Raw genomic sequence first — 24,607 nt, 5'->3', positions numbered from 1 at the left:
CGCCGCTCCCACGAACTCGCTTACTTCTTGTCCTTGGCGAACGCTGCCTCCAACGCCTGGTTGATCGTGCGCAGCACCTTTACCCGCGCCCAGCGCTTGTCGTTGGCCTCCACCAGGGTCCACGGCGCGATCTCGGTGCTGGTGCGGTCGACCATGTCGCCCACCGCCTCGGAATAGACGTCCCACTTGTCACGGTTGCGCCAGTCCTCCTCGGTGATCTTGTAGCGCTTGAACGGGATCTGCTCGCGCTCCTCGAAGCGCTCAAGCTGGGTCTGCTGGTCGATGGCCAGCCAGAACTTGACCACCACCACCCCGGCGTTGCTCAGTTGCTCCTCGAAGTCGTTGATCTCGCCGTAGGCGCGCATCCAGTCCGCCGGGCTGCAGAAGCCCTCGACCCGCTCCACCAGCACCCGGCCATACCAGGAGCGGTCAAAGATGGTGAACTTGCCGCGGGCCGGGATATGGCGCCAGAACCGCCACAGGTACGGCTGGGCACGCTCTTCCTCGGTGGGCGCGGCAATCGGCACGATGCGGTACTGGCGCGGGTCCAGCGCCGCCGCCACGCGGCGGATCGCCCCGCCCTTGCCGGCCGCGTCGTTGCCTTCGAACACCGCCACCAGGGCGTGGCGGCGCATGCGCTTGTCGCGCAGCAGGCCGGCCAGGCGCGCCTGTTCGGTGACCAGCTGTTCCTGGTAGTCGTGCTTGTCCAGGCGCAGGGTCATGTCCAGGGCACCGAGCAGGCTCTTCTGGTCGATGCTGCGCCCCAGTGGCGCGACGTTGCCCTGATGCTTGCCCTTGGGGTTGTTGGCCAGGGCCGCCTGCAGGCTCTCCAGCAGGATGCGCCCCACCGCCAGGCTGCGGTAATGCGGGTCGACGCCCTCGATCACATGCCAGGGCGCGTAGTCGCGGCTGGTGCGGCGCAGCACCCGCTCGCCGAAGCGCACGAAGCGGTCGTAGGTTTCCGACTGCTGCCAGTCCAGCGGGCTGATGCGCCAGTTGTGCAGCGGGTCTTCCTTGAGCGCCTTGAGCCGCGCCTTCATCTGTTTCTTGGACAGGTGGAACCAGAACTTGATGATCAGCGCGCCTTCGTCGCAGAGCATCTGCTCCAGGCGCTCGGCGCCGGCGATGGCCTGGTCGAGCACGGCGTCCTTGAACTGGCCGTGCACACGGCCTTCGAGCATCTGGCTGTACCAGTTGCCGAAAAACACACCCATCCGCCCCTTCGGTGGCAGCGCCCGCCAGTAGCGCCAGGCCGGTGGCCGGGCCAGCTCCTCGTCGGTCTGCTGGTCGAAGGTGCGCACTTCGATCAACCGCGGGTCCATCCACTCGTTGAGCAGCTTGACCGTCTCGCCCTTGCCGGCGCCCTCGATGCCGTTGATCAGCACGATCACCGGGAAGCGCGCCTGCTGCTTGAGTTCGTACTGGGCTTCGAGCAGCGCCTCGCGCAGGGCGGGGACTTCCGCTTCGTAGGTGTCCTTGTCGATGCTGTGACCGATTTCGGCGGATTCGAACATGGAGGGCTCCTTCAATGGATAAGCAAGATTAGCGGATTTGCGCCATCCGTATCGATCCTGTCGCGCCTTGCGATAAGGCCGACACTTGCCGCTCGGATCGCTTAAAATCCGTCATCCGCTGCAACCGAGCCGACCATGTCCGACACCACCCTCCCCCAGCACGCCCAGATTGACTGGGACGACCAGGGCCGCCCTCACTCCCGGCAATACGACGATGTGTATTTCGCCATCAACGAAGGCATCGACGAGACCCTGCACGTGTTCATCGAGCAGAACCACCTGCGCCAGCGCTTCGCCGAGCTGGCGCCGCGGGACTGCCTGGTGATCGGGGAAACAGGCTTCGGCACCGGCATGAACTTCTTCTGCGCCTGGCAGCTGTTCGCCGAGCTGGCCCACACCGAGGCGCGCCTGCATTTCGTCAGCGTGGAAAAGTACCCCCTGAGCCGCGACGACCTGGAGCGCGCCATGCGGCTGTGGCCGGCGCTGGCGGCGTTCACCCGGCCCCTGCTCGATCAGTACGTGGCGATCCATCCGGGTTTCCAGCAACTGAGCCTCGATGACGGCCGCGTCACCCTTACGCTGATGATCGGCGATGCGCTGGAGCAACTGCCGCAACTGGACGCGCGCATCGACGCCTGGTTCCTCGACGGCTTTGCCCCGGCGAAGAACCCCGACATGTGGACGCCGGAGCTGTTCGCCCAGCTGGCACGCCTGTCGTATCCCGGCACCACCCTCGGCACCTTCACCACCACCGGCTGGGTGCGCCGGTCGCTGATCGAGGCCGGTTTCACCATGAAGAAGGTGCCCGGTATCGGCAAGAAATGGGAAGTGATGCACGGCGTCTACAGCGGCGCGCCAGCCGCCCCCGCGGCGCCCTGGTACGCCCACCCGGCGCCTTTGCCGGGGCCACGCGAGGCGCTGGTGATCGGTGCCGGCCTGGCGGGCAGCGCCACCGCGCGCAGCCTGGCGGCCCGGGGTTGGCAGGTCAGCGTGCTGGAGCGTCACGACGGGCCTGCCCAGGAGGCCTCGGGCAACCCGCAAGGCGTGCTGTACCTCAAGCTGTCCGCCCATGGCACCGCCCTGTCGCAGATGATCCTTTCCGGCTTCGGCTACACCCGACGCTGGCTCGAACACCTGCAACGCGGCCAGGACTGGGACGCCTGCGGCGTGCTGCAACTGGCCTTCGACGACAAGGAAGGCGAACGCCAGGCCAAGCTGGCGAGCGCCTTCGACAACAGCCTGCTGCGCCAGCTCGACCGCGTGCAGGCCGAAGCCGTGGCGGGCGTGGCGCTGGCCAGCGGCGGCCTGTTCTACCCCGAGGGTGGCTGGGTGCACCCGCCGGCGCTGTGCCAGGCGCAACTGGACCATCCGCGCATCCGCCTGCTCGGCCACGCCAACGTCATCGCGCTGCGCAAGGCAGACGGCCTGTGGCAGGCCTGGGACGGCGAGCGCCTGCTGGCCAGCGCGCCGCTGGTGGTGTTGGCCGGGGCTGCCGATATCCGTGACTTCCCGGCCTGCGCCGGGCTGCCGCTCAAGCGCATTCGCGGGCAGATCACCCGCCTGCCGGCCACCGTGGCCAGCCGGGAGCTGCGCACGGTGGTCTGCGCCGAAGGCTATGTGGCGCCGCCACGTGGCGATGAGCACACCTTGGGCGCCAGCTTCGACTTCCACAGCCAGGACACCACACCGACCGTAGCCGAGCACCAGGGCAACCTGGCAATGCTGGACGAGATATCCACGGACCTGGCCGAGCGATTGGCCGTCGGCAAGCTCGATGTCGAGCAACTGGAAGGTCGCGCGGCGTTCCGTTGCACCAGCCCGGACTACCTGCCCATCGTCGGGCCGCTGGCCGATGCCGAGGCGTTCAACCAGGCCTACGCCATGCTGGCCAAGGATGCGCGGCAGGTACCCGAGGTGGCCTGCCCGTGGCTGGATGGGCTGTATGTGAACAGCGGGCATGGCTCGCGCGGTTTGATTACTGCACCGCTGTCTGGAGAGCTGATCGCCGCCTGGGCCAGCGGCGAGCCCTTGCCGCTGCCCAGGGCGGTGGCCGAGGCCTGTCATCCCAACCGTTTCGCGCTGCGCCGGCTGATTCGCGGCAAGTAGCAATATCGCCGGGGGCGCGTTGCGCCCCTTTCGCCGGCAAGCCGGCTCCCACAGGAACATCACGAGCGTCTGTGGGAGCCGGCTTGCCGGCGAAAGGACCGCAACGCGGTCCCGAGGGCCATTCGCCCTATATAACAGATCGATCTAAAACTCTCTCAACCCACCCCGGTCACTACCTAAGTGCCCACCTTCGCGGCACACCTCCCCAACGGCAAAACCGGTAAGGACTTATGTGCGGATTAGCAGGAGAGTTGCGTTTCACCCCCATCGACCAAGCCCCACGCCCGGCGGACCTCGCCGCGGTGGAGCGCATTACCCACCACCTGGCGCCCCGCGGCCCCGACGCCTGGGGCTTCCATAGCCAGGGCCCGATCGTCCTCGGCCACCGGCGCCTGAAGATCATGGACCTGTCCGACGGCTCGGCCCAGCCCATGGTCGACAGCATCCTGGGCCTGGCGCTGGCCTTCAACGGCGCCATCTACAACTTCCCCGAGCTGCGCGAGGAGCTGCTGGCCCTGGGCTACAGCTTCTGGTCCGACGGCGACACCGAGGTGCTGCTCAAGGGCTACCACGCCTGGGGCGCGGCGTTGCTGCCCAAGCTCAACGGCATGTTCGCCCTGGCCATCTGGGAGCGCGACAACCAGCGCCTGTTCCTGGCCCGCGACCGCCTGGGCGTCAAGCCCCTGTACCTGTCGCGCAACGGCGAGCGCCTGCGCTTCGCCTCGACCTTGCCGGCGCTGCTCAAGGGTGGCGATATCGACCCGATGATCGACCCGGTGGCACTGAACCACTACCTGAATTTCCACGCCGTGGTGCCGGCGCCACGCACCCTGCTGGCCAATGTGCAAAAGCTCGAGCCCGGCACCTGGATGCGCATCGACCGCCATGGCGAGGTCGAGCGCCAGACCTGGTGGCAACTGCACTACGGCCCGAACCCGGACGAGCGCGAGCTCGACCTGGAAGGCTGGACCAGCCGCGTGCTCGACGCCACCCGCGACGCCGTGGCGATCCGCCAGCGCGCCGCGGTGGATGTCGGCGTGCTGCTCTCCGGCGGCGTCGACTCCAGCCTGCTGGTCGGCCTGCTGCGCGAGGCCGGGGTGGACGACCTGTCGACCTTCTCCATCGGCTTCGAGGACGCTGGCGGCGAGCGCGGTGACGAGTTCCAGTATTCCGACCTGATCGCCAGGCACTACCACACCCGCCACCACAAGCTGCGCATTGCCGAGCACGAGATCATCGAGCAGTTGCCGGCGGCCTTCCGCGCCATGAGCGAGCCGATGGTCAGCCATGACTGCATCGCCTTCTACCTGCTCTCGCGGGAAGTGGCCAAGCATTGCAAAGGCGTGCAGAGCGGCCAGGGCGCCGACGAGCTGTTCGCCGGCTACCACTGGTACCCGCAGGTGAACGGCGCCGAGGATGCCTTCGCTGCCTATCGCGAGGCGTTCTTCGACCGCAGCCACGCCGAATACCGCGACACCGTGCAGGCGCCGTGGCGCCTCGACAACGACGCGGCCGGCGACTTCGTCCGCGAGCACTTCGCCCGCCCCGGCGCGCCGGACGCGGTGGACAAGGCCCTGCGCCTGGACAGCACGGTGATGCTGGTGGATGACCCGGTCAAGCGGGTGGACAACATGACCATGGCCTGGGGCCTGGAGGCGCGCACGCCATTCCTCGACTACCGCCTGGTGGAGCTGTCGGCACGCATCCCGGCGCGCTTCAAGCTGCCCGACGGCGGCAAGCAGGTGCTCAAGCAGGCGGCGCGCCGGGTCATCCCACACGAGGTGATCGACCGCAAGAAAGGCTACTTCCCGGTGCCCGGCCTCAAGCACCTGCAAGGCGCCACCCTGGACTGGGTGCGCGAGCTGCTGACCGACCCCAGCCAGGATCGCGGGCTGTTCGACCCGGCCATGCTCGACCGCCTGCTGAGCAACCCCCACGGCCAGCTCACCCCGCTGCGCGGCTCCAAGCTGTGGCAGCTGGCAGCCCTGAACCTGTGGCTCAGCGAACAAGGAATCTGACCGATGAAAGCCCACGAGATCGCCTATGGCCAGCGCCTGCTGCGCGGCCAGGCGCCATCCTACGAGCGTCTGCAGGCACGCCTGGCCGGCGACGGCAGCGAGCCCCACGACCAGCCGAGGGCCGTGCATTGTGGCTGGGGGCGGCTGCTGATCGGGCATACCTACCCCGATCCGCTCAGCCTGGCCGAAGCGCTGCGGCAAGAGCAGGCCGGCGAGCGCGACATTGCCCTGTACGTCGCCGCCCCGCAGCAGGTATTGGCCCAGGCGCCGCAACAACTGTTCCTCGATCCGTCGGACACCCTGCGCCTGTGGTTCACCGACTATCGCCCAGCGCAGCGTGTGTTCCGCGGTTTTCGCATTCGCCGGGCGCAAGGTGCGGCGGACTGGCAGGCGATCAATGCGCTGTACCAGGCCCGCGGCATGCTGCCGGTCGATCCCGAGCTGCTCACCCCACGCCACCTCGGCGGGCCGGTGTACTGGCTGGCCGAGGACGAAGACAGCCATGCGGTGATCGGCAGCGTCATGGGCCTGGACCACGCCAAGGCGTTCGATGATCCCGAGCACGGTTGCAGCCTGTGGTGCCTGGCGGTGGACCCGCACTGCACCCGCCCGGGCGTCGGCGAAGTGCTGGTGCGTCACCTGATCGAACACTTCATGAGCCGTGGCCTGGCCTGCCTCGACCTGTCGGTGCTGCACGACAACCGCCAGGCCAAGCGGCTGTACAAGAAGCTGGGGTTCCGCACTCTGCCGACCTTCGCCATCAAGCGCAAGAACGGCATCAACCAGCCGTTGTTCCTCGGCCCGGGCCCCGAGGCCGGGCTCAATCCCTATGCGCGGATCATCGTCGACGAGGCGCTGCGTCGAGGCATCGAGGTGCAGGTGGATGACGCCGATGCCGGGCTGTTCACCCTGAGCCTGGGCGGACGGCGCATCCGCTGTCGCGAATCGTTGAGCGACCTGACCAGCGCCGTGACCATGACCCTCTGCCAGGACAAACGCCTGACCCGTCAGGCCTTGCACAACGCTGGCCTGCAGGTACCGGCGCAGCAACTGGCGGGGAGCATCGATGAAAACCAGGCGTTCCTCGACGAGCATGGCACGGTGGTGGTCAAGCCGGTGGATGGCGAGCAGGGCCAGGGGGTGGCGGTCAATATCACCACCCTCGAAGCGCTGAACCATGCCGTGGAGCAAGCCGGTGCCTTCGACAGCCGCGTGCTGCTGGAGAGCTTCCATGCAGGCGTCGACCTGCGCATCGTGGTGATCGGCTACGAGGTGGTGGCCGCGGCGATCCGTCATCCGGCCCAGGTGATCGGCGACGGCAGGCATAGCCTGCGCGCACTGATCGAGGCCCAGAGCCGGCGCCGCCAGGTGGCCACGGGTGGCGAGAGCCGTATTCCGCTGGACGAAGAAACCGAGCGCACGCTCAAGGACGCGGGGCTTGGCTACGACGACATCCTCCCCGCCGGGCAGCGGCTGGCCGTGCGCCGTACCGCCAACCTGCACACCGGCGGCACCCTGGAGGATGTTACCGCGCGCCTGCACCCGGTACTGGCCGATGCCGCCGTACGCGCCGCCCGCGCCCTGGAAATCCCGGTAGTGGGCCTGGATTTGATGGTCCGCGATGCCGAGCACCCGGACTACGTGATCATCGAGGCCAACGAGCGTGCAGGATTGGCCAATCATGAACCGCAGCCCACCGCCGAGCGCTTCGTCGACCTGCTGTTCCCGCATAGCCGGGCTTTGGCCCCGCGATGAGGCCCTCGAATCAAAGGAGTAATCCTGATGTCTGCGAAACACCCCGAACCCGATCTCGACTACCTCAAACGTGTACTGCTGGAGATGCTCGCCATCCCCAGCCCCACCGGCTTCACCGACACCATCGTGCGCTATGTCGCCGAGCGCCTGGACGAACTGGGCATCCCCTTCGAGCTCACCCGTCGCGGCACCATCCGCGCCACGCTGAAGGGCCGTCAGAACTCGCCCGACCGGGCCGTCTCGGCGCACCTGGACACCATCGGCGCCAGCGTGCGCCAGTTGCAGGACAACGGTCGCCTGGCCCTGGCGCCGGTGGGTTGCTGGTCGAGCCGTTTCGCCGAGGGCAGCCGGGTCAGCGTGTTCACCGATACCGGCGTGTACCGCGGCAGCGTGCTGCCGCTGATGGCCAGCGGGCACGCGTTCAACACTGCCATCGATCAGATGCCGATCAGCTGGGAACATGTGGAAGTACGCCTGGACGCCTACTGCGCCACCCGCGCCGACTGCGAAGCGCTGGGGATCGCCATCGGTGATTGCGTCGCCTTCGACCCGTTGCCGGAGTTCACCGAAAGCGGCCATATCAGCGCCCGCCACCTGGACGACAAGGCCGGCGTGGCGGCCTTGCTGGCGGCGCTCAAGGCCGTGGTGGAAAGCGGCCGCCAGCCACTGATCGACTGCCACCCCTTGTTTACCATCACCGAGGAGACCGGCTCGGGCGCCGCGGCTGCCCTGCCCTGGGACGTCAGCGAGTTCGTCGGCATCGACATCGCCCCGGTGGCGCCGGGGCAGGCATCCAGCGAGCACGCGGTGAGCGTGGCCATGCAGGATTCGTCCGGTCCCTACGACTATCACCTGTCGCGCCACTTGCTGAAGCTGGCCGGCGATGCTGATTTGCCGGTACGCCGCGACCTGTTCCGCTACTACTTCAGCGACGCCCATTCGGCGGTGACCGCCGGGCACGATATCCGCACCGCCCTGGTGGCCTTCGGCTGCGATGCCACCCATGGCTACGAGCGCACCCATATCGACAGCCTGGCGGCGCTCAGCCGGCTGCTCGGCGCCTACCTGCTCAGCCCGCCGGTGTTCGCCAGCGACTCGCAGCCGGCCAATGCCTCACTGGAGCGCTTCAGCCACCAGCTGGAACACGACGCGCAGATGGAAAGCGACACCCGTGTGCCGGCGGTGGACAGCCTGGTAGGCAACAAAGGCTAAGCTCCTACAGGGGACTGGGCGCATTGCACCGCAAATTCACGTAGCATGCCCCCATTCCCACAACCGCCGCCCAGACCATGCTGATCCCCTACGACCAACTCGAAGCCGAAACCCTGACCCGCCTGATCGAAGACTTCGTCACCCGCGACGGGACCGACAACGGCGACGACACGCCGCTGGAAACCCGCGTGCTGCGGGTGCGCCAGGCCCTGGCCAAGGGGCAGGCCTTCATCCTGTTCGACATGGACAGCCAGCAGTGCCAGTTGCTGGCCAAACATGAGGTACCGCAGGAGCTGTTCGAGTAGCAGGCCTTCAAGCTTGTTGCTTCTCCAGCTCCAGCGCCTTGATGCGCTTGTACACCTCGACCCGGTGCACCTCCACCTCGCGCGGCGCGCAAATACCGAAACGGACCTGGCCGTTCTCCACGGACATCACCTGGATCCTGATGTTTTCGGCAATGACGATGACCTCGCCCACTTCTCGTCCGATTACCAGCATGCTCCGATCCTCCCGCTCAATGGAAAATCGGAGACTGCCCCGCCAGCTTTGGCCTACTCAATCCTTCTTCGGATAAATAGACATAACCTACCGGCGAGGGTAAAAAAACCTACAGAAACTTCCCTCAATGCGCGGTCTTGCGTGCCTTCGCCCGCATTTTCACCGCCATGTCCGCCATCTCGTCGTACAGCCGCTGAGGCGCCTGGCATTTGAGCTGCCAGGCCTGGCGCCCGGCTTCATGGGGCAGGATCAGGAACTCGCCGGCCGCAACCCGCTGATGGATATGCTCGGCGATATCGGCGGCATTGATCGGCGAGCCTTCCAGCAGTTTGCCCACCTGTGCCTTCATCGCCGGATCCGGTCCGCGGAACGAGTCGAGCAGGTTGGTCTGGAAGAACGACGGGCACACCACATGCACCGCCACCTCGACCTGGCGCAGCTCCACCAGCAGGCTCTCGGACAAGGCCAGCACCCCGGCCTTGGCCACGTTGTAGTTGCTCATGCCCGGCCCCTGCATCAGGGCGGCCATCGAGGCGATGTTGATGATCCGCCCACGGCTGCGTTCGAGCAGCGGCAGGAACGCCTTGCAGCCCTTGACCACGCCCATCAGGTTGACCGCGATCTGCCAGTCCCAGTCCTCCAGGGACAGATCGGCGAAGAACCCACCCGAGGCCACCCCGGCATTGTTGACGATCACGTCGATGCCGCCGAACCTCTCCTCGCAGGCCTGGGCCAAGGCGGTGAGCTGGCTGTAGTCGCGCACGTCGCAGCGCTGGATGAAGCCTTCACCGCCTGCACCGCGCACCAACTCCAGGGTCTCGCGCAGGCCCGCTTCATTGACATCGGCCAAGGCCAGGCGCCAGCCATCACGGGCCCAGCGCAGGGCGATCTCGCGGCCAAGGCCGGAGCCTGCGCCAGTGATCATCATTCGATTGTGCATGGTCAGCTGCCTTGAACAGTGGGATTGGCCTGGAGTCTAGCCAGAACGCGGGCCACAGCGGTGCAGCATCAGAATGCTGAATGAGGATCCATCCACCCGGGGCCTGCGCAACCGATGGAATCTTTGCCCACCGCCAACAGTCGGAACAGTAAGCGCCCAGCATTCCGAGGCCCTTGACCCTCAACCACGCAAGGACTCCATCATGACCACGATCCTCATCATCATCCTGATCCTGCTGCTGGTCGGTGGCTTACCGGTCTTCCCGCACTCGCGCAGCTGGGGCTACGGCCCATCCGGCATCATCGGCGTGGTGCTGGTGGTGTTGTTGATCCTGTTGCTGCTCGGTCGGATCTGAGCCAGGCATTGCAGCGGGCTCCCCGTTGAACGAAAACGCCCCGGCAAGCCGGGGCGTCGTTCAGACAGCAACCAGGATCAGTGGGAAACCGCCCCGCTGGCTCCAAGGCCGGTCTGCGATCGGACGAACTGCGGGAAGAACAGCGCGCGCTCGCTCTCGGCAGCCTTGGACTTGTCGGTGACCGAGAAGAACCAGATACCGGCGAAGGCGATGATCATCGAGAACAGCGCCGGGTACTCGTACGGGTAGATGGCTTTCTCGTGACCAAGGATCTGCACCCAGATGGTCGGGCCGAGGATCATCAGGCCCACCGCGCTGATCAGGCCCATCCAGCCGCCGATCATGGCGCCGCGGGTGGTCAGTTTCTTCCAGTACATCGAGAGCAGCAGCACCGGGAAGTTGCAGCTGGCGGCGATGGAGAAGGCCAGGCCGACCATGAAGGCGATGTTCTGCTTCTCGAACAGGATCCCTAAGCCGATCGCCAGCACGCCCAGGGCGATGGTGGTGATCTTCGACACGCGGATCTCGTCCTTGTCGTTGGCCTTGCCCTTGCGCCAGACGCTGGCATACAGGTCATGGGACACCGCCGAGGCACCGGCCAGGGTCAGGCCGGCGACCACCGCCAGGATGGTGGCAAAGGCCACCGCCGAGATGAAGCCGAGGAACACGCTGCCACCCACGGCATCGGCCAGGTGCACCGCCGCCATGTTGTTGCCGCCGATCAGGGCGCCGGCGGCGTCCTTGAAGTCGGGGTTGGTGCTGACCAGCAGGATCGCGCCGAAGCCGATGATGAAGGTCAGGATGTAGAAGTAGCCGATGAAGCCGGTGGCGTACAGCACGCTCTTGCGCGCTTCCTTGGCGTCGCTGACGGTGAAGAAGCGCATCAGGATGTGCGGCAGGCCCGCGGTGCCGAACATCAGCGCCAGGCCCAGCGAAAATGCCGAGATCGGGTCCTTCACCAGGCCGCCCGGGCTCATGATCGCCTCGCCCTTGGCGTGCACCTTGATCGCCTCGGAGAACAGGGTGTTGAAGTCGAAACCAACGTGTTTCATGACCATCAGCGCCATGAAGCTGGCACCGGACAGCAGCAGCACCGCCTTGATGATCTGCACCCAGGTGGTGGCGAGCATGCCGCCGAACAGCACGTACAGGCACATCAGGATGCCCACCAGGATCACCGCCACGTGGTAGTCCAGGCCAAACAGCAGCTCGATGAGCTTGCCGGCACCGACCATCTGCGCGATCAGGTAGAACGCCACCACCACCAGCGAGCCGGAGGCCGACAGGGTGCGGATTTCCTTCTGCCCGAGGCGATACGAGGCCACGTCGGCGAAGGTGTACTTGCCCAGGTTGCGCAGGCGCTCGGCGATCAGGAACAGGATGATCGGCCAGCCGACCAGGAAGCCGATGGAGTAGATCAGGCCGTCGTAGCCCGAGGTGAACACCAGCGCGGAAATACCCAGGAACGAGGCCGCCGACATGTAGTCGCCGGCGATCGCCAGGCCGTTCTGGAAGCCGGTGATCTTGCCGCCGGCGGCGTAGTAGTCGGCCGCCGACTTGTTGCGTTTGGAGGCCCAGTAGGTAATGCCCAGGGTGAAGGCGACGAAGGCCACGAACATGGCGATCGCCGAGACGTTCAGCGGCTGTTTCTGCACCTCGCCGGTCAGGGCATCGGCGGCCCACACGGCGGGTGCGAAGGCACCGCAGGCCAGGACGGCCAGGGTTTTGGCGTGACGGATCATTGCTTGGCCTCCTCGAGAATGGCCTTGTTCAGTTCATCGAACTCGCCGTTGGCGCGACGCACATAGAGCGCGGTGAGCACGAAGGCCGAGAGGATCAGACCGACGCCCAGGGGAATGCCCCAGGTGATCGACGAGTCGGGGCTGAGCTTGGCGCCCAGCACGTGCGGGCCATAGGCGATGAGGAGGATGAAGGCGCAGTAGAGGCCGAGCATGATCGCCGAGAGAATCCAGGCGAAGCGCTCGCGCTTGGTGACCAGTTCCTTGAAGCGCGGACTGTTCTGTATCGATTGGTAAATGCTGTCGTTCATTGTTTTTGTCCTAGCAGCACAGAGTAGGGATAACCCGACTCCAACTTTATGCTGCCGCTGGACGCCAACCAGACGACCTTAGTCTTAGATGCAACGGTGTTTTGCAGATTTCGTAACAACCACAAGGCATCGCGGGGCCAGTCGCATCGGCGCACCGCCGCTCCCACGCAGGACTTCGAAATCCGTGGGAGCGGCGGTGCGCCGATGCGACTTGCCCCGCGATGGCGCCGATTACTTGCCGGTCCACTCCTTGACCCGCTCCGGATGCTTGGCCACCCAGTCCTTGGCCGCAGCCTCGGGCTTGGCGCCTTCCTGGATCGCCAACATCACTTCGCCGATCTCGTCCTTGGACTGCCACTGGAACTTCTTCAGGAACTCGGCCACTTCCGGCGCCTTGCTCGCCAGCTCCTTGCTGCCGATGCTGTTGACCGTTTCGGCGGCGCCGTACACGCCCTTGGGATCCTCGAGGAACTTGAGCTTCCACTTGGCGAACATCCAGTGCGGCACCCAGCCGGTCACGGCGATGGACTGCTGCTTGGCGTAGGAGCGGCCCAGCTCGGCGGTCATCGCCGCACCGGAACTGGCCGTCAGTTTGTAGCCGGTCAGGTCATAGTCCTTGATGGCCTGCTCGGTCTTGAGCATGACCCCGGAGCCGGCATCGATGCCGACGATCTTGTTCTTGAAGCTGGTATCAGTCTTGAGGTCGGTGATGCTGTTGGCCTTGACGTACTCGGGAACGATCAGGCCGATCTTGGCATCCTTGAAGTTCGGCCCGTAGTCGACGACGTTGTCCTTGTTCTTGGCCCAGTACTCGCCATGGGTCACCGGCAACCAGGCCGAGAGCATGGCGTCGAGCTTTCCGGTGGCCACGCCCTGCCACATGATCCCGGTGGCCACGGCCTGCAGCTTCACGTCGTAGCCAAGCTTCTGCCTGATCACCTCGGCGGCCACGTTGGTGGTGGCCACGCTGTCCGACCAGCCATCCACGTAACCGATGCTCACTTCCTTGGCCATGGCCTGCGCAGTGCTCATGGTCAATACCAGGGCGGCGCCCACACTCAGGAAACGTCGTACTCTTGTAAAAGTCGCCATCAAAGCATCCCCTCGTCAGGTCTTGGAGAGAGCATCATCGACCTGCCCCCGCGCACGACCTGCTCTGTCAGCGACCTCCAGCGAACGATCAGCGACAGCACTGTGCCATTAACGTCATGCCACCCGAGCGGCCTGCGCGATCCTTGCATGCCAAAGGCTTGGCGCCGGTCATTTGCGGCTATCATCTAGCCCTTTGTGCTTGCCGACGGACCGCCCGATGCCCAGTAACACCCGACTGCTCCTGCCTGCTTACCTGCTCGCCTGCCTGCTCGCCCTCATCGTGCTGTGGGCGCTCTGGTACGGCCTCGGCAAGCCGGTGCACCTGCCCGATGCGGCGAGCCCGACGCACAAGTTGCAGTGCGCGTCCTACACCCCGTTCGACAAGGACCAGTCGCCGTTCGACCAGCCGTTTCGCCTGCGCCCGGCGCGCATGGACGCCGACCTGGCGCTGCTGAGCGAGCGATTCCAGTGCATCCGCACCTATTCGATGACCGGCCTCGAGGCCATCCCGGCGCTGGCCCGCAAGCACGGCCTGAAGGTGATGCTCGGCGCCTGGGTCAATGCAAGCCCCGTGGACACCGACAAGGAAATCGAACTGCTTATCGCCGCGGCCAACGCCAACCCCGACGTGGTCAGCGCGGTGATCGTCGGCAACGAGGCGCTGTTGCGCAAGGAAATCACCGGCGAGCGCCTGGCCGGGCTGATCGAGAAAGTGAAAAGCCAGGTGAAGGTGCCGGTGACCTACGCCGACGTCTGGGAGTTCTGGCTGCAACACCCGCAGATCGCACCGGCAGTGGACTTCCTCACCATCCACCTGTTGCCCTACTGGGAAGACGACCCGCGTGGCATCGATGCGGCGCTGGCCCATATGGCCGAGGTGCGCCAGGTGTTCGGCAACCGCTTCGCGCCCAAGGACGTCCTGATCGGCGAGACCGGCTGGCCCAGCGAAGGACGCCAGCGCGAGACGGCGGAACCGAGCCGGGTCAACGAGGCGCGTTTCATCCGTGGCTTCGTCGCCCTGGCCGAGGCCAACGGCTGGCGCTACAACCTGATCGAGGCCTTCGACCAGCCCTGGAAGCGCGCCAGTGAAGGCGCCGTGGGCGGCTACTGGGGGCTGTACGATGCCGACCGCCAGGACAAGGGCGTGCTCGAAGGGGCGGTGAGCAACCTGGCGCTGTGGCCGCAGTGGTTGCTGGCCAGCGTGTTGCTGATGCTGGCGACCCTGGCCCTGGCCGGGCGCCCGGCAAGCCGCCGCGCCGCCCTGCTGCTGCCGTTGCTGGCGGCCCTGGGTGCCGGCAGCCTGGGGCTGTGGGGGGAAATGATGCGCACCAATGCCCGCTTTGCCGGGGAATGGTTGTGGGCGGTGGCCCTGGCCGGCTTGAACCTGTTGGTGCTGGCCCATGGCGCGCTGGCCCTGGCCCGTCGAGACGGCTGGCGCCAGCGGCTGTTCAGCTGGCTCGAGGCGCATGCGGGTACATGGTTGCTGGCCGCAGGATTCGCCGCGGCAGTGAGCATGCTGGCGATGGTGTTCGACCCGCGCTATCGCAGCTTCCCCAGCGCCGCGTTGCTGCTGCCGGCGGTGGTCTATCTGCTGCGGCCGGTGCCGGCGCGGCGGGCCGAAGTGGCGTTGCTGGCCTTTATCGTGGGCGCTGGAGTGGCACCGCAGTTGTTCCAGGAAGGGTTGGCGAATCGACAGGCCTGGGGTTGGACGGTGGTCAGCGTGTTAATGGTTGGCGCGTTGTGGCGAAGCTTGCGCAAAGCCTGATGGCCCTATCGCGGGGCAAGCCCGCTCCTACAGATTTGTCACGCTCCCGTGGGAGCGGGCTTGCCCCGCGATAGGGCCCTGTCAGGCAACAGATGATCGCCGCACCAGCCGCAACCCCGCCAGCACCACGGCAAACACCGCGATGCTGGCGGTATACAGCACCAGCGCCGGAATCCCGAACAGCAGCGCCAGCGCCGCCAGCCACCACCCGCCTCGGCGAGGCACCAGCTGGCAGAGCAACGCCAACCCCAAAGCCCCCCAGGCGATGACCTGGAAATGTATCCCCAAGCCCAGCAGCGATCGCGCCTGGCATTGCCAAATTTCCCCCGGCACGCTGCACAGCCCGACCCACCGGGCATCTTCCATCAGCCCATAACGCACGCCATAACTGGCCGCGAGCCACAGCGGCAGGAACAGCAACAGGGCAACGACCGGCCACCAACGCGCCATGCGGATCTCCAATAGCGGTAATCGAAACGTTGCATGATCGCCCAGGGGCCGCGACAAGGCAAAATCATGGCCCTGCAGCTATGTTGCACAAGACAAACGTTGTCCGGCGCGGCAACATCTTGTGCGACGAACGACAGGGCGACGGGCAACTTTGTCCGACATGCCGTGGTCCTAGCCTGCGTACTGCACGACCTTGCGTTTTCCTTGGGGGACTACATGCTTCGATCTTTGCGCCTCGCCGCCCTGCTCGGCGGCCTGCTCCTGGCTGCGGCCGCATCGGCGCGGGATATCGACGCGGCGAGCTACGGCTATCCGTTGACCAACCCGTTCGAGGCGACCATCGCCACCACGCCGCCGGAACAGCGCCCGACGCTGCCCAGCGACGACGACATCGACCAGGCCGACTACAGCCTTACCCTGCGCCCGGAGCGCGAGTTCACCCTGCCCGACAACTTCTGGTCGGTGAAGAAACTGCGCTACCGCCTGGCCAAACAGGACCACGAAGCGCCGTTGATCTTCCTGATCGCCGGTACCGGCGCGCCCTATTCCAGCAGCATCAACGAGTACCTGAAGAAGCTGTTCTACCAGGCCGGCTACCACGTGGTGCAGCTGTCATCGCCAACCAGCTGGGACTTCATGAGCGCCGCCTCGCGCTTCGCCACTCCCGGGGTAACCAGCGAAGATGCCAAGGACCTGTACCGGGTCATGCAGGCGGTGCGTGCCCAGCAGGCACACCTGCCGGTCAGCGAGTACTACCTCACCGGCTACAGCCTCGGGGCGCTGGACGCGGCGTTCGTCAGCAAGCTCGACGAGACCCGAAAGAGCTTCAACTTCAAGCGCGTACTGCTGCTCAACCCGCCGGTCAACCTGTACACCTCGATCACCAACCTGGACAAGCTGGTGCAGACCCGGGTCAAGGGCATCGACCGCAGCACCACCTTCTATGAGTTGATGCTGGAAAAACTCACCCGTTACTTCCAGGACAAGGGCTACATCGACCTCAACGAAGCGCTGCTGTATGACTTCCAGAAGTCGCGCCAGCACTTGTCCAATGAGCAGATGGCCATGCTGATCGGTACCTCGTTCCGTTTCTCGGCCGCCGACATCGCCTTCACCTCCGACCTGATCAACCGCCGCGGCCTGATCATTCCGCCGAAATTCCCGATCACCGAGGGCAGCAGCCTGGAGCCCTTCTTCAAACGGGCGCTGCAATGCGACTTCGACTGCTACCTGACCGAGCAGGTGATCCCCATGTGGCGAGCACGCACCGACGGCAACAGCCTGCTGCAACTGGTCGACCAAGTGAGCCTGTACGCGCTGGAGGACTACCTGCGCGCCAGCCCCAAGATCGCCGTGATGCACAACGCCGACGACGTGATCCTCGGCCCCGGCGACATCGGTTTCCTGCGCCGGGTGTTCGGCGAACGGTTGACGCTCTACCCCCATGGCGGCCATTGCGGCAACCTCAACTACCGCGTCAACAGCGACGCCATGCTGGAGTTCTTCCGTGGTTAACAGACTGCTGCTCGTCACCGCCCTGCTCGCCAGCGGCTGCGCCCTGGCCGAGGAAGTCGCGCCGCGTGCCAGCGTGGTCGAGGCCGACAAGACCGAAACCCTCACCGTGGAGGCTGACGGTTTCGTCGATCCGCTGCGCGAGCTCAAGTTCAACCCTGGCCTGGACCAGCGCGAGTTCGAACGCTCGACCCTGGCCGCGCTGAACATCTACGACCCACTGGAGTCGTTGAACCGGCGCATCTACCACTTCAACTACCGCTTCGACCAGTGGGTATTCCTGCCAGTGGTCGACGGCTACCGCTATGTCACGCCCGGTTTCGTGCGCACCGGGGTGAGCAACTTCTTCAACAACCTGGGCGACGTGCCCAACCTGTTCAACAGCGTGCTGCAGCTCAAGCCCAAGCGTTCAGCGGAGATCACTGCGCGGCTGATGTTCAACACCATCATCGGTGTCGGCGGCCTGTGGGACCCGGCGACCAAGATGGGCCTGCCCCGCCAGAGCGAGGACTTCGGCCAGACCCTGGGCTTCTACGGGGTGCCGGACGGGCCGTACCTGATGCTGCCGATCCTCGGGCCGTCGAACCTGCGCGATACCACCGGTCTGGTGGTCGACTATGTGGGAGAGAAGGAGATCAACTACCTGAACGTGCCCGACACCGCCAGCGACCATCCGGAGCTCACCGTGCTGCGGGCGGTGGACAAGCGCTACACCACCAACTTCCGCTACGGGCAGACCAACTCGCCGTTCGAGTACGAGAAGCTGCGTTACGTGTATACCCAGGCGCGCAAGTTGCAGATTGCCGAGTAAGCAGGGTCCGCTGCGCGGCCCTTTCGCCGGCAAGCCGGCTTCCACAGGGGCAGCGTATTCCTTGAGGCTGGCGCAGTACCTGTGGGAGCCGGCTTGCCGGCGAAAGGGCCGGTACAGGAAACCTCAAATCCCAAGGAACTGACACAACTCCCGCTTCTTGGCCAACGCATCCTTGCGCCCCAGCTCGATCAGCTCGCTGCAGTAGCTCGCCTCGAACAGCAGGTAGCTCAATACCCCCGCGCCGCTGGTCTTGGTAGCGCCAGGCCCACGCAAGAATAGCCTCAACGCCGCCGGCAGCTCGCGCCGATGACGGGCGGCGATCTCGTCCAGCGGCTGGCTGGGCGCCACCACCAGCACCTCGATCGGCGCCAGCCCCAGGCGCCGGGCGTCCAGGTGCGCCGGCATCAGGTGGCTGAGGTGGTTGAGCCGCTGCAGCAACTCGATATCGTCCTCGAGGCTGTCGATGAAGGTGCTGTTGAGCATGTGCCCGCCGATCTGCGCAAGGCTCGGCTGCTGGCCGCTGAACACGCGCTGGGTCGGCAAGGGCGGCGCCGGTCGCTGGGGGTTGCCACTGACCCCCACCACCAGCACGCGGCTGGCGCCCAGGTGCAGCGCCGGGCTGATCGGCGCCGATTGGCGCACCGCGCCATCACCGAAGAACTCATCGCCCAGACGCACCGGCGCGAACAGCAGCGGGATTGCCGAGCTGGCCAGCAGGTGGTCGATGGTCAGCGGCGTGGGCATGCCGATGCGCCGGTGACGCAGCCAGGGTTCGATGGTGTCGCGGCCCTGGTAGAAGGTCACCGCCTGGCCGGACTCGTAGCCGAAGGCGGTCACGGCGATGGCGCGCAGCTGATTGGCCGCCAGGGAATGGGCGATGCCGTCCAGGTCCAGGTGTTCATGCAGCAGGCGGCGCAGCGGGCGACTGTCGAGCAGTGCCACCGGCACCTGGCCGCCGAGCCCCAGCAGGCTGTGGCCAACGAAGCGGCTGGCCTGGCGGATCACCCCGGGCCAGTCGCTGCGCAGCACCAGGTGGCTGCGAAAGTTCTGCCAGAAGGCAGTCAGGTGCTGCACCGATTCGGCGAAACGCGTGGCACCGCTGGCCAGCTTGACGGCGTTGATGGCGCCGGCAGAGGTGCCGACGATCACCGGGAAGGGGTTCGCCGCCCCAGGGGGCAGCAGTTCGGCGATGCCGGCCAGCACGCCGACCTGGTAGGCGGCGCGGGCACCGCCGCCAGAGAGGATCAGGCCGGTGGTTGAGGTCATTGCTCCTCCCTGGAATCAGTGCTTGCCAGTGACCGCCCTATCGCGGAGCCAGCCCGCTCCCACGCGGCCCCAGCGTCATTTTTTCTTCTTGTCGTACAGCCGTGGCTCGCCCTCGGGCCGCGACTTGAAGCGTCGGTGCGCCCACAGGTACTGCTCCGGGCACTCGCGCAGCACGCCTTCGACCCACTGGTTGATGCGCAGGCAGTCGGCCTCTTCGGTTTCGCCGGGGAAGTCCGCGAGCGGCGGATGCACCACCAGACGATAGCCACTGCCGTCCTCCAGGCGCCGCTGGGTGAACGGAATCACCCGGGCCTTGCCCAGCCGGGCGAACTTGGTGGTGGCGGTAACGGTGGCCGCCGGGATACCGAACAGCGGCACGAAGATACTCTGCTTGATGCCGTAGTCCTGGTCCGGCGCATACCAGATCGCCCGGCCCTTGCGCAGCAGCTTGAGCATGCCGCGCACATCATCGCGCTCCACGGCCAGCGAGTCGGGGTTGTGGCGCTCGCGGCCGCGGCGCTGGATGAAGTCGAACACCGCGTTGCCGTGCTCGCGGTACATGCCGTCGATGGTATGAGCCTGGCCCAGCAGCGCGGCGCCGATCTCCAGGGTGGTGAAGTGCACGGCCATGAGAATGGCGCCCTCGCCTTCGCGCTGGGCGGCCTGCAGGTGCTCGATGCCTTCGATGTGAGCCAGGCGCGCCAGCCGGGCCTTTGGCCACCACCAGCTCATGGCCATCTCGAAGAAGGCGATGCCGGTGGAGGCGAAGTTTTCCTTGAGCAGATGTTGCCGTTCGTCGCCGGACAGTTCGGGGAAACACAGTTCAAGGTTGCGCGCGGCAATGCGCCGGCGCTCACCGGCCACCCGGTACATCACCGCGCCCAGGGCGCGGCCCAGGCCCAGCAGGGCGCGGTATGGCAGCTGGGCGACCAGCCACAGCAGGCCCAGGCCCAGCCACAGGCCCCAGAATCGCGGGTGGAGGAAAGAGGATCGAAAACGCGGGCGTTCCATTGAAGCTTCCGGCAAGACATGAGCCCGGCATTCTACATCGGTTGCGGGCAATCGGTCTTATCGCTATAAGTCAGGGCACTTTTTTCGCAACAAGCCGTCTATGCAGACCATGAGCCCCAACCAGACACCCGACAACGCCCCCGTGTTCCAGCTCAAGGGCAGCATGCTTGCCATCACCGTGCTGGAACTGGCGCGCAACGACCTCGAATCCCTCGACCGCCAGCTGGCGGCGAAGGTGGCGCAGGCGCCGAATTTCTTCAGCAACACCCCGCTGGTGCTGGCCCTGGACAAGCTGCCCCATGACTCGGGCGCCATCGACCTGCCCGGGCTGATGCGCATCTGCCGTCATCATGGCCTGCGCACCCTGGCGATCCGTGCCAGCCGCATCGAGGACATCGCCGCGGCGATCGCCATCGACCTGCCGGTGCTGCCGCCGTCCGGCGCCCGCGAACGCCCGCTGGAACCCGAGCCGGAAGTGAGGACGCCCGAGCCTGCACCCGCTCCACCAGCGGCGCCGGCCGAACCCGAGGTGCGCCCGACCCGCATCATCACCTCGCCGGTGCGCGGCGGCCAGCAGATCTACGCCCAGGGCGGCGACCTGGTGGTGACAGGCTCGGTCAGCCCCGGCGCGGAACTTCTCGCCGATGGCAACATCCATGTGTACGGCGCCATGCGCGGCCGCGCCCTGGCCGGTATCAAGGGCAACACCAAGGCGCGCATCTTCTGCCAGCAGATGACCGCGGAGATGGTCTCCATCGCCGGCCAGTACAAGGTCTGCGAGGACCTGCGCCGCGACCCGCTGTGGGGCTCGGGCGTGCAGGTCAGCCTGTCCGGTGACGTGTTGAACATCACCCGTCTTTAACGGATACTTGCCGGCATTTTTAGCGCAACTTTTTTCCCGTTGCCGTTTTTTGTATTTGCAGGGACCCGCGTCCCGTTTATTTAGGGGTGAAACACCTTGGCCAAGATTCTCGTCGTCACTTCCGGCAAGGGGGGTGTGGGCAAGACCACTACCAGCGCCGCCATCGGTACCGGCCTCGCTCTGCGCGGCTACAAGACTGTCATCGTCGACTTCGACGTCGGCCTGCGTAACCTCGACCTGATCATGGGCTGCGAGCGCCGCGTGGTGTACGACTTCGTCAACGTGGTCAACGGCGAGGCCAACCTGCAGCAGGCCCTGATCAAGGACAAGCGCCTGGAGAACCTGTTCGTGCTGGCCGCCAGCCAGACCCGCGACAAGGACGCTCTGACCCAGGAAGGCGTGGAAAAGGTCCTGATGGAGCTGAAGGAAACCTTCGACTACGTCATCTGCGACTCGCCGGCCGGTATCGAGAAAGGCGCGCACCTGGCGATGTACTTCGCCGACGAAGCCATCGTCGTGACCAACCCCGAGGTGTCCTCGGTACGCGACTCCGACCGCATGCTGGGCATCCTGTCGAGCAAGTCGCGCCGCTCCGAGAACGGCGAGGAGCCGATCAAGGAACACCTGCTGATCACCCGTTACCACCCCGAGCGCGTCGAGAAGGGCGAAATGCTCAGCATCGCCGACGTCGAAGAGATCCTGGCGATCAAGCTCAAGGGTGTGATTCCCGAGTCGCAAGCCGTTCTCAAGGCCTCCAACCAGGGCATCCCGGTCATCCTTGACGACCAGAGCGATGCCGGCCAGGCGTACAGTGACACCGTCGACCGTCTGCTGGGCAAAGAGAAGCCCCTGCGGTTCATCGACGTGCAGAAGCAAGGATTCTTCGCGCGTCTGTTTGGAGGCAAGTAAACCATGAACCTTTTTGACTTCTTTCGTGGCAGACAGAAACAGACCAGCGCGTCGGTAGCGAAAGAGCGTCTACAGATCATCGTGGCGCACGAGCGCGGCCAGCGCAGCACCCCGGACTACCTGCCCGCCCTGCAGAAGGAGCTGGTCGAGGTGATCCGCAAGTACGTCAACATCGGCAACGACGATGTGCAGGTGGCGCTGGAGAACCAGGGCAGCTGCTCGATCCTGGAGCTGAATATCACCCTGCCCGAGCGCTGATCTTTCAGTAGCTCAGGGTTACCTTGTGGGAGCGGGCTGGCCCCGCGATGGCCTTCAATGGCCATCGCGGGGCCAGCCCGCTCCCACAATGCTTTGCAGAGAACACCTGAACATGCCGCTGTCGAACATCCAGATCCTTCACGAAGACGCCGCCATCCTGGTGATCAACAAACCGACCCTGCTGTTGTCGGTGCCGGGCCGCGCCGAGGACAACAAGGACTGCCTGATCACCCGCCTGCAGGAAAACGGCTACCCGGATGCCCTGATCGTCCACCGCCTGGACTGGGAAACCTCGGGGATCATCCTGCTCGCCCGCGACGCCGACAGCCACCGCGAACTGTCGCGCCAGTTCCACGACCGCGAGACGGAAAAGGCCTATACCGCGCTGTGCTGGGGCCAACCGACCCTGGACAGCGGCAGCATCGACCTGCCGCTGCGCTACGACCCGCCGACCAAGCCGCGCCATGTGGTCGACCACGAACAGGGCAAGCACGCCCTGACCTTCTGGCGCATCGTCGAACGCTGCGCCGATCATTGCCGGGTCGAGCTGACACCGATCACCGGGCGCTCGCACCAGTTGCGCGTGCACATGCTGTCGATCGGCCACCCGCTGCTGGGCGACCGGCTGTATGCCAACCCCGAAGCGCTGGCGGCCCATGAACGGCTGTGCCTGCATGCATCGATGCTGAGCTTTACCCATCCAGTTTCGGGTGAGCGGTTGAAGTTCGAGTGTCCGGCGCCGTTCTGAGACACAGGCCCGCTCCCATGCCTCGCGAGCGGGCCGACACAAATTTTCGAGTATTTACGCTAAACTCGCGCCACTGCTGTCTGGAGTGACTTATGCGCGACGCCCTGAATGCCGGCCTGATCGAATTCCTCAAGGCCTCCCCGACGCCCTTCCATGCCACCGCCAGCCTCGCGCAGCGCCTCGAGGCCGCTGGCTACCAGCGCCTGGACGAACGCGACAGCTGGGCCACCGTGCCCGGTGGTCGCTACTACGTGACCCGCAACGATTCCTCGATCATCGCCATCAAGCTCGGCAAGCTCTCGCCGCTGCTGGGCGGCATCCGCATGGTCGGCGCCCACACCGACAGCCCGTGCCTGCGGGTCAAGCCGCAGCCCGAGCTGCAACGCCAGGGCTTCCTGCAACTGGGCGTCGAAGTGTACGGCGGTGCCCTGCTCGCCCCATGGTTCGACCGCGACCTGTCGCTGGCCGGCCGGGTCACCTTCCGCCGTGATGGCAAGGTCGAGAGCCAGCTGATCGACTTCAAGCTGCCGATCGCGGTGATCCCGAACCTGGCGATCCACCTCAATCGCACCGCCAACGAAGGCTGGCAGATCAACCCGCAGACCGAACTGCCACCGATCCTGGCCCAGGTGGCCGGCGATGAGCGCGTCGACTTCCGCGCCCTGCTCACCGAGCAGCTGGCCCGCGAGCACGACCTCAACGCCGACGTGGTGCTCGACTACGAGCTGAGCTTCTACGACACCCAGGACGCCGCGTTGATTGGCCTGAACGGCGACTTCATCGCCGCCGCCCGCCTGGACAACCTGCTGTCGTGTTACGCCGGCTTGCAGGCGCTGCTGGGTGCCGACAGCGACGAGACCTGCGTGCTGGTGTGCAACGACCACGAGGAAGTCGGCTCGTGCTCGGCCTGCGGCGCCGACGGCCCGATGCTCGAGCAGACCCTGCAGCGCCTGCTGCCCGAGGGCGATGATTATGTGCGCACCATCCAGCGCTCGCTGATGGTCTCGGCCGACAACGCCCACGGCGTGCACCCCAACTACGCCGACAAGCACGACGGCAACCACGGGCCCAAGCTCAACGCAGGCCCGGTGATCAAGGTCAACAACAACCAGCGCTACGCCACCAACAGCGAAACCGCTGGGTTCTTCCGCCACCTGTGCATGGCCGAAGAGGTGCCGGTGCAGAGCTTCGTGGTGCGCAGCGACATGGGTTGCGGCTCGACCATCGGCCCGATCACCGCCAGCCACCTGGGCGTGCGCACGGTCGACATCGGCCTGCCGACCTTCGCCATGCACTCGATTCGCGAACTGTGCGGCAGCCATGACCTGGCGCACCTGGTGAAGGTGCTCAGCGCGTTCTACCGCAGTCGCGAACTGCCCTGACGACATGCCCGCTCCCAAACGGCCCCGTGGGAGCGGGCTTGTCCCGCGATTCGGGAGTTGCCTGCCCCCGATCAATCCGCTGCGCTTGCAAAG

At 65.9% G+C, this 24,607-nt stretch carries 23 protein-coding genes; 14 read left to right on the top strand and 9 right to left on the bottom strand.

What is annotated here, in order from left to right; translation table 11 throughout:
- Positions 1–20 precede the first annotated feature (20 nt).
- The gene (gene pap / locus HU751_RS01065; protein WP_186712785.1) at positions 21–1,514 is read right to left on the bottom strand and encodes a polyphosphate:AMP phosphotransferase; all 1,494 of its coding nucleotides are present in this window, start codon (positions 1,512–1,514) and stop codon (positions 21–23) included.
- 135 nt (positions 1,515–1,649) lie between these two features.
- On the opposite strand from pap, the gene mnmC reads away from it, so the two are divergent.
- The 5 genes from mnmC to HU751_RS01040 all read left to right on the top strand — a co-directional run bounded on the left by mnmC (position 1,650) and on the right by HU751_RS01040 (position 8,910).
- Complete coding sequence (gene mnmC / locus HU751_RS01060; protein WP_186733760.1) at positions 1,650–3,620, top strand: bifunctional tRNA (5-methylaminomethyl-2-thiouridine)(34)-methyltransferase MnmC2/FAD-dependent 5-carboxymethylaminomethyl-2-thiouridine(34) oxidoreductase MnmC1; 1,971 nt, start codon at positions 1,650–1,652, stop codon at positions 3,618–3,620.
- A gap of 230 nt (positions 3,621–3,850) precedes the next feature.
- On the top strand, positions 3,851–5,638 hold the full coding sequence (locus HU751_RS01055) for an N-acetylglutaminylglutamine amidotransferase (RefSeq protein ID WP_186733761.1): 1,788 nt from the start codon (positions 3,851–3,853) through the stop codon (positions 5,636–5,638).
- A 3-nt stretch (positions 5,639–5,641) separates the two neighbouring features.
- The gene (gene ngg / locus HU751_RS01050) at positions 5,642–7,393 is read left to right on the top strand and encodes an N-acetylglutaminylglutamine synthetase (RefSeq protein ID WP_186733762.1); all 1,752 of its coding nucleotides are present in this window, start codon (positions 5,642–5,644) and stop codon (positions 7,391–7,393) included.
- A 27-nt stretch (positions 7,394–7,420) separates the two neighbouring features.
- On the top strand, positions 7,421–8,605 hold the full coding sequence (locus HU751_RS01045) for an osmoprotectant NAGGN system M42 family peptidase (RefSeq protein ID WP_186733763.1): 1,185 nt from the start codon (positions 7,421–7,423) through the stop codon (positions 8,603–8,605).
- 77 nt (positions 8,606–8,682) lie between these two features.
- The gene (locus HU751_RS01040; protein WP_050704590.1) at positions 8,683–8,910 is read left to right on the top strand and encodes a YheU family protein; all 228 of its coding nucleotides are present in this window, start codon (positions 8,683–8,685) and stop codon (positions 8,908–8,910) included.
- 7 nt (positions 8,911–8,917) lie between these two features.
- On the opposite strand, the gene HU751_RS01035 is transcribed toward HU751_RS01040, so the two are convergent.
- Positions 8,918–9,103 (bottom strand): carbon storage regulator, encoded by a 186-nt coding sequence (locus tag HU751_RS01035; RefSeq protein ID WP_050704589.1) that lies wholly within the window; start codon positions 9,101–9,103, stop codon positions 8,918–8,920.
- A 124-nt stretch (positions 9,104–9,227) separates the two neighbouring features.
- Positions 9,228–10,043 (bottom strand): SDR family oxidoreductase, encoded by an 816-nt coding sequence (locus HU751_RS01030; RefSeq protein ID WP_186733764.1) that lies wholly within the window; start codon positions 10,041–10,043, stop codon positions 9,228–9,230.
- A gap of 202 nt (positions 10,044–10,245) precedes the next feature.
- Between HU751_RS01030 and HU751_RS01025 the strand changes: the two genes are divergently transcribed.
- Positions 10,246–10,398: a DUF3309 family protein gene (locus HU751_RS01025; protein ID WP_082337667.1), complete on the top strand. Its 153-nt coding sequence runs from the start codon at positions 10,246–10,248 to the stop codon at positions 10,396–10,398.
- A 77-nt stretch (positions 10,399–10,475) separates the two neighbouring features.
- Here the strand turns inward: HU751_RS01025 and HU751_RS01020 are convergent, their stop codons facing one another.
- The 3 genes from HU751_RS01020 to HU751_RS01010 form a co-directional block, all read right to left on the bottom strand.
- Positions 10,476–12,140 (bottom strand): cation acetate symporter, encoded by a 1,665-nt coding sequence (locus HU751_RS01020; protein ID WP_186733765.1) that lies wholly within the window; start codon positions 12,138–12,140, stop codon positions 10,476–10,478.
- On the bottom strand, positions 12,137–12,448 hold the full coding sequence (locus HU751_RS01015) for a DUF485 domain-containing protein (RefSeq protein ID WP_186733766.1): 312 nt from the start codon (positions 12,446–12,448) through the stop codon (positions 12,137–12,139). The genes HU751_RS01020 and HU751_RS01015 overlap by 4 nt, the downstream gene beginning before the upstream one ends.
- A gap of 231 nt (positions 12,449–12,679) precedes the next feature.
- Entirely contained in the window at positions 12,680–13,540 is an 861-nt protein-coding gene (locus HU751_RS01010) for a glycine betaine ABC transporter substrate-binding protein (protein WP_186733767.1), read from the bottom strand.
- Positions 13,541–13,757: 217 nt separating this feature from the next.
- Between HU751_RS01010 and HU751_RS01005 the strand changes: the two genes are divergently transcribed.
- Positions 13,758–15,305 (top strand): glycoside hydrolase family 17 protein, encoded by a 1,548-nt coding sequence (locus tag HU751_RS01005; protein WP_186733768.1) that lies wholly within the window; start codon positions 13,758–13,760, stop codon positions 15,303–15,305.
- 81 nt (positions 15,306–15,386) lie between these two features.
- Here HU751_RS01005 and HU751_RS01000 read toward each other — a convergent pair whose 3' ends face one another.
- The gene (locus HU751_RS01000) at positions 15,387–15,755 is read right to left on the bottom strand and encodes a hypothetical protein (protein ID WP_186733769.1); all 369 of its coding nucleotides are present in this window, start codon (positions 15,753–15,755) and stop codon (positions 15,387–15,389) included.
- 216 nt (positions 15,756–15,971) lie between these two features.
- Here HU751_RS01000 and HU751_RS00995 point away from each other — a divergent pair, with 216 nt between their 5' ends.
- Together HU751_RS00995 and HU751_RS00990 are read left to right on the top strand one after the other, a co-directional pair.
- Positions 15,972–17,270, top strand: coding sequence for an alpha/beta fold hydrolase family protein (locus HU751_RS00995; protein WP_186712776.1), 1,299 nt, complete (start codon positions 15,972–15,974; stop codon positions 17,268–17,270).
- Positions 17,263–18,078: an MlaA family lipoprotein gene (locus tag HU751_RS00990; RefSeq protein WP_050704582.1), complete on the top strand. Its 816-nt coding sequence runs from the start codon at positions 17,263–17,265 to the stop codon at positions 18,076–18,078. The genes HU751_RS00995 and HU751_RS00990 overlap by 8 nt, the downstream gene beginning before the upstream one ends.
- Before the next feature lie 123 nt (positions 18,079–18,201).
- Here HU751_RS00990 and HU751_RS00985 read toward each other — a convergent pair whose 3' ends face one another.
- Positions 18,202–19,344, bottom strand: coding sequence for a patatin-like phospholipase family protein (locus HU751_RS00985; RefSeq protein WP_186733770.1), 1,143 nt, complete (start codon positions 19,342–19,344; stop codon positions 18,202–18,204).
- A 75-nt stretch (positions 19,345–19,419) separates the two neighbouring features.
- Positions 19,420–20,355: a lipid A biosynthesis lauroyl acyltransferase gene (locus HU751_RS00980; RefSeq protein WP_186733771.1), complete on the bottom strand. Its 936-nt coding sequence runs from the start codon at positions 20,353–20,355 to the stop codon at positions 19,420–19,422.
- A 100-nt stretch (positions 20,356–20,455) separates the two neighbouring features.
- Between HU751_RS00980 and minC the strand changes: the two genes are divergently transcribed.
- From minC to HU751_RS00955, 5 genes are all read left to right on the top strand, one after another.
- A complete protein-coding gene (minC, locus tag HU751_RS00975) occupies positions 20,456–21,217 on the top strand; it encodes a septum site-determining protein MinC (protein WP_186733772.1) in 762 nt (253 codons plus the stop codon).
- Between the two features lie 96 nt (positions 21,218–21,313).
- Positions 21,314–22,126: a septum site-determining protein MinD gene (gene minD, locus HU751_RS00970; protein WP_028690866.1), complete on the top strand. Its 813-nt coding sequence runs from the start codon at positions 21,314–21,316 to the stop codon at positions 22,124–22,126.
- Positions 22,127–22,129: 3 nt separating this feature from the next.
- Positions 22,130–22,384: a cell division topological specificity factor MinE gene (gene minE, locus HU751_RS00965; RefSeq protein WP_011532731.1), complete on the top strand. Its 255-nt coding sequence runs from the start codon at positions 22,130–22,132 to the stop codon at positions 22,382–22,384.
- Positions 22,385–22,496: 112 nt separating this feature from the next.
- A complete protein-coding gene (locus tag HU751_RS00960; protein WP_028690867.1) occupies positions 22,497–23,132 on the top strand; it encodes an RluA family pseudouridine synthase in 636 nt (211 codons plus the stop codon).
- 92 nt (positions 23,133–23,224) lie between these two features.
- Positions 23,225–24,514 (top strand): M18 family aminopeptidase, encoded by a 1,290-nt coding sequence (locus HU751_RS00955; protein ID WP_028690868.1) that lies wholly within the window; start codon positions 23,225–23,227, stop codon positions 24,512–24,514.
- Positions 24,515–24,607 lie beyond the last annotated feature (93 nt).

It is taken from the genome of Pseudomonas peradeniyensis, assembly GCF_014268935.2.
In the GTDB taxonomy this organism is placed as follows: Bacteria; Pseudomonadota; Gammaproteobacteria; order Pseudomonadales; family Pseudomonadaceae; genus Aquipseudomonas; species Aquipseudomonas peradeniyensis.
This window is presented reverse-complemented; position numbering and strand designations above follow the sequence as displayed.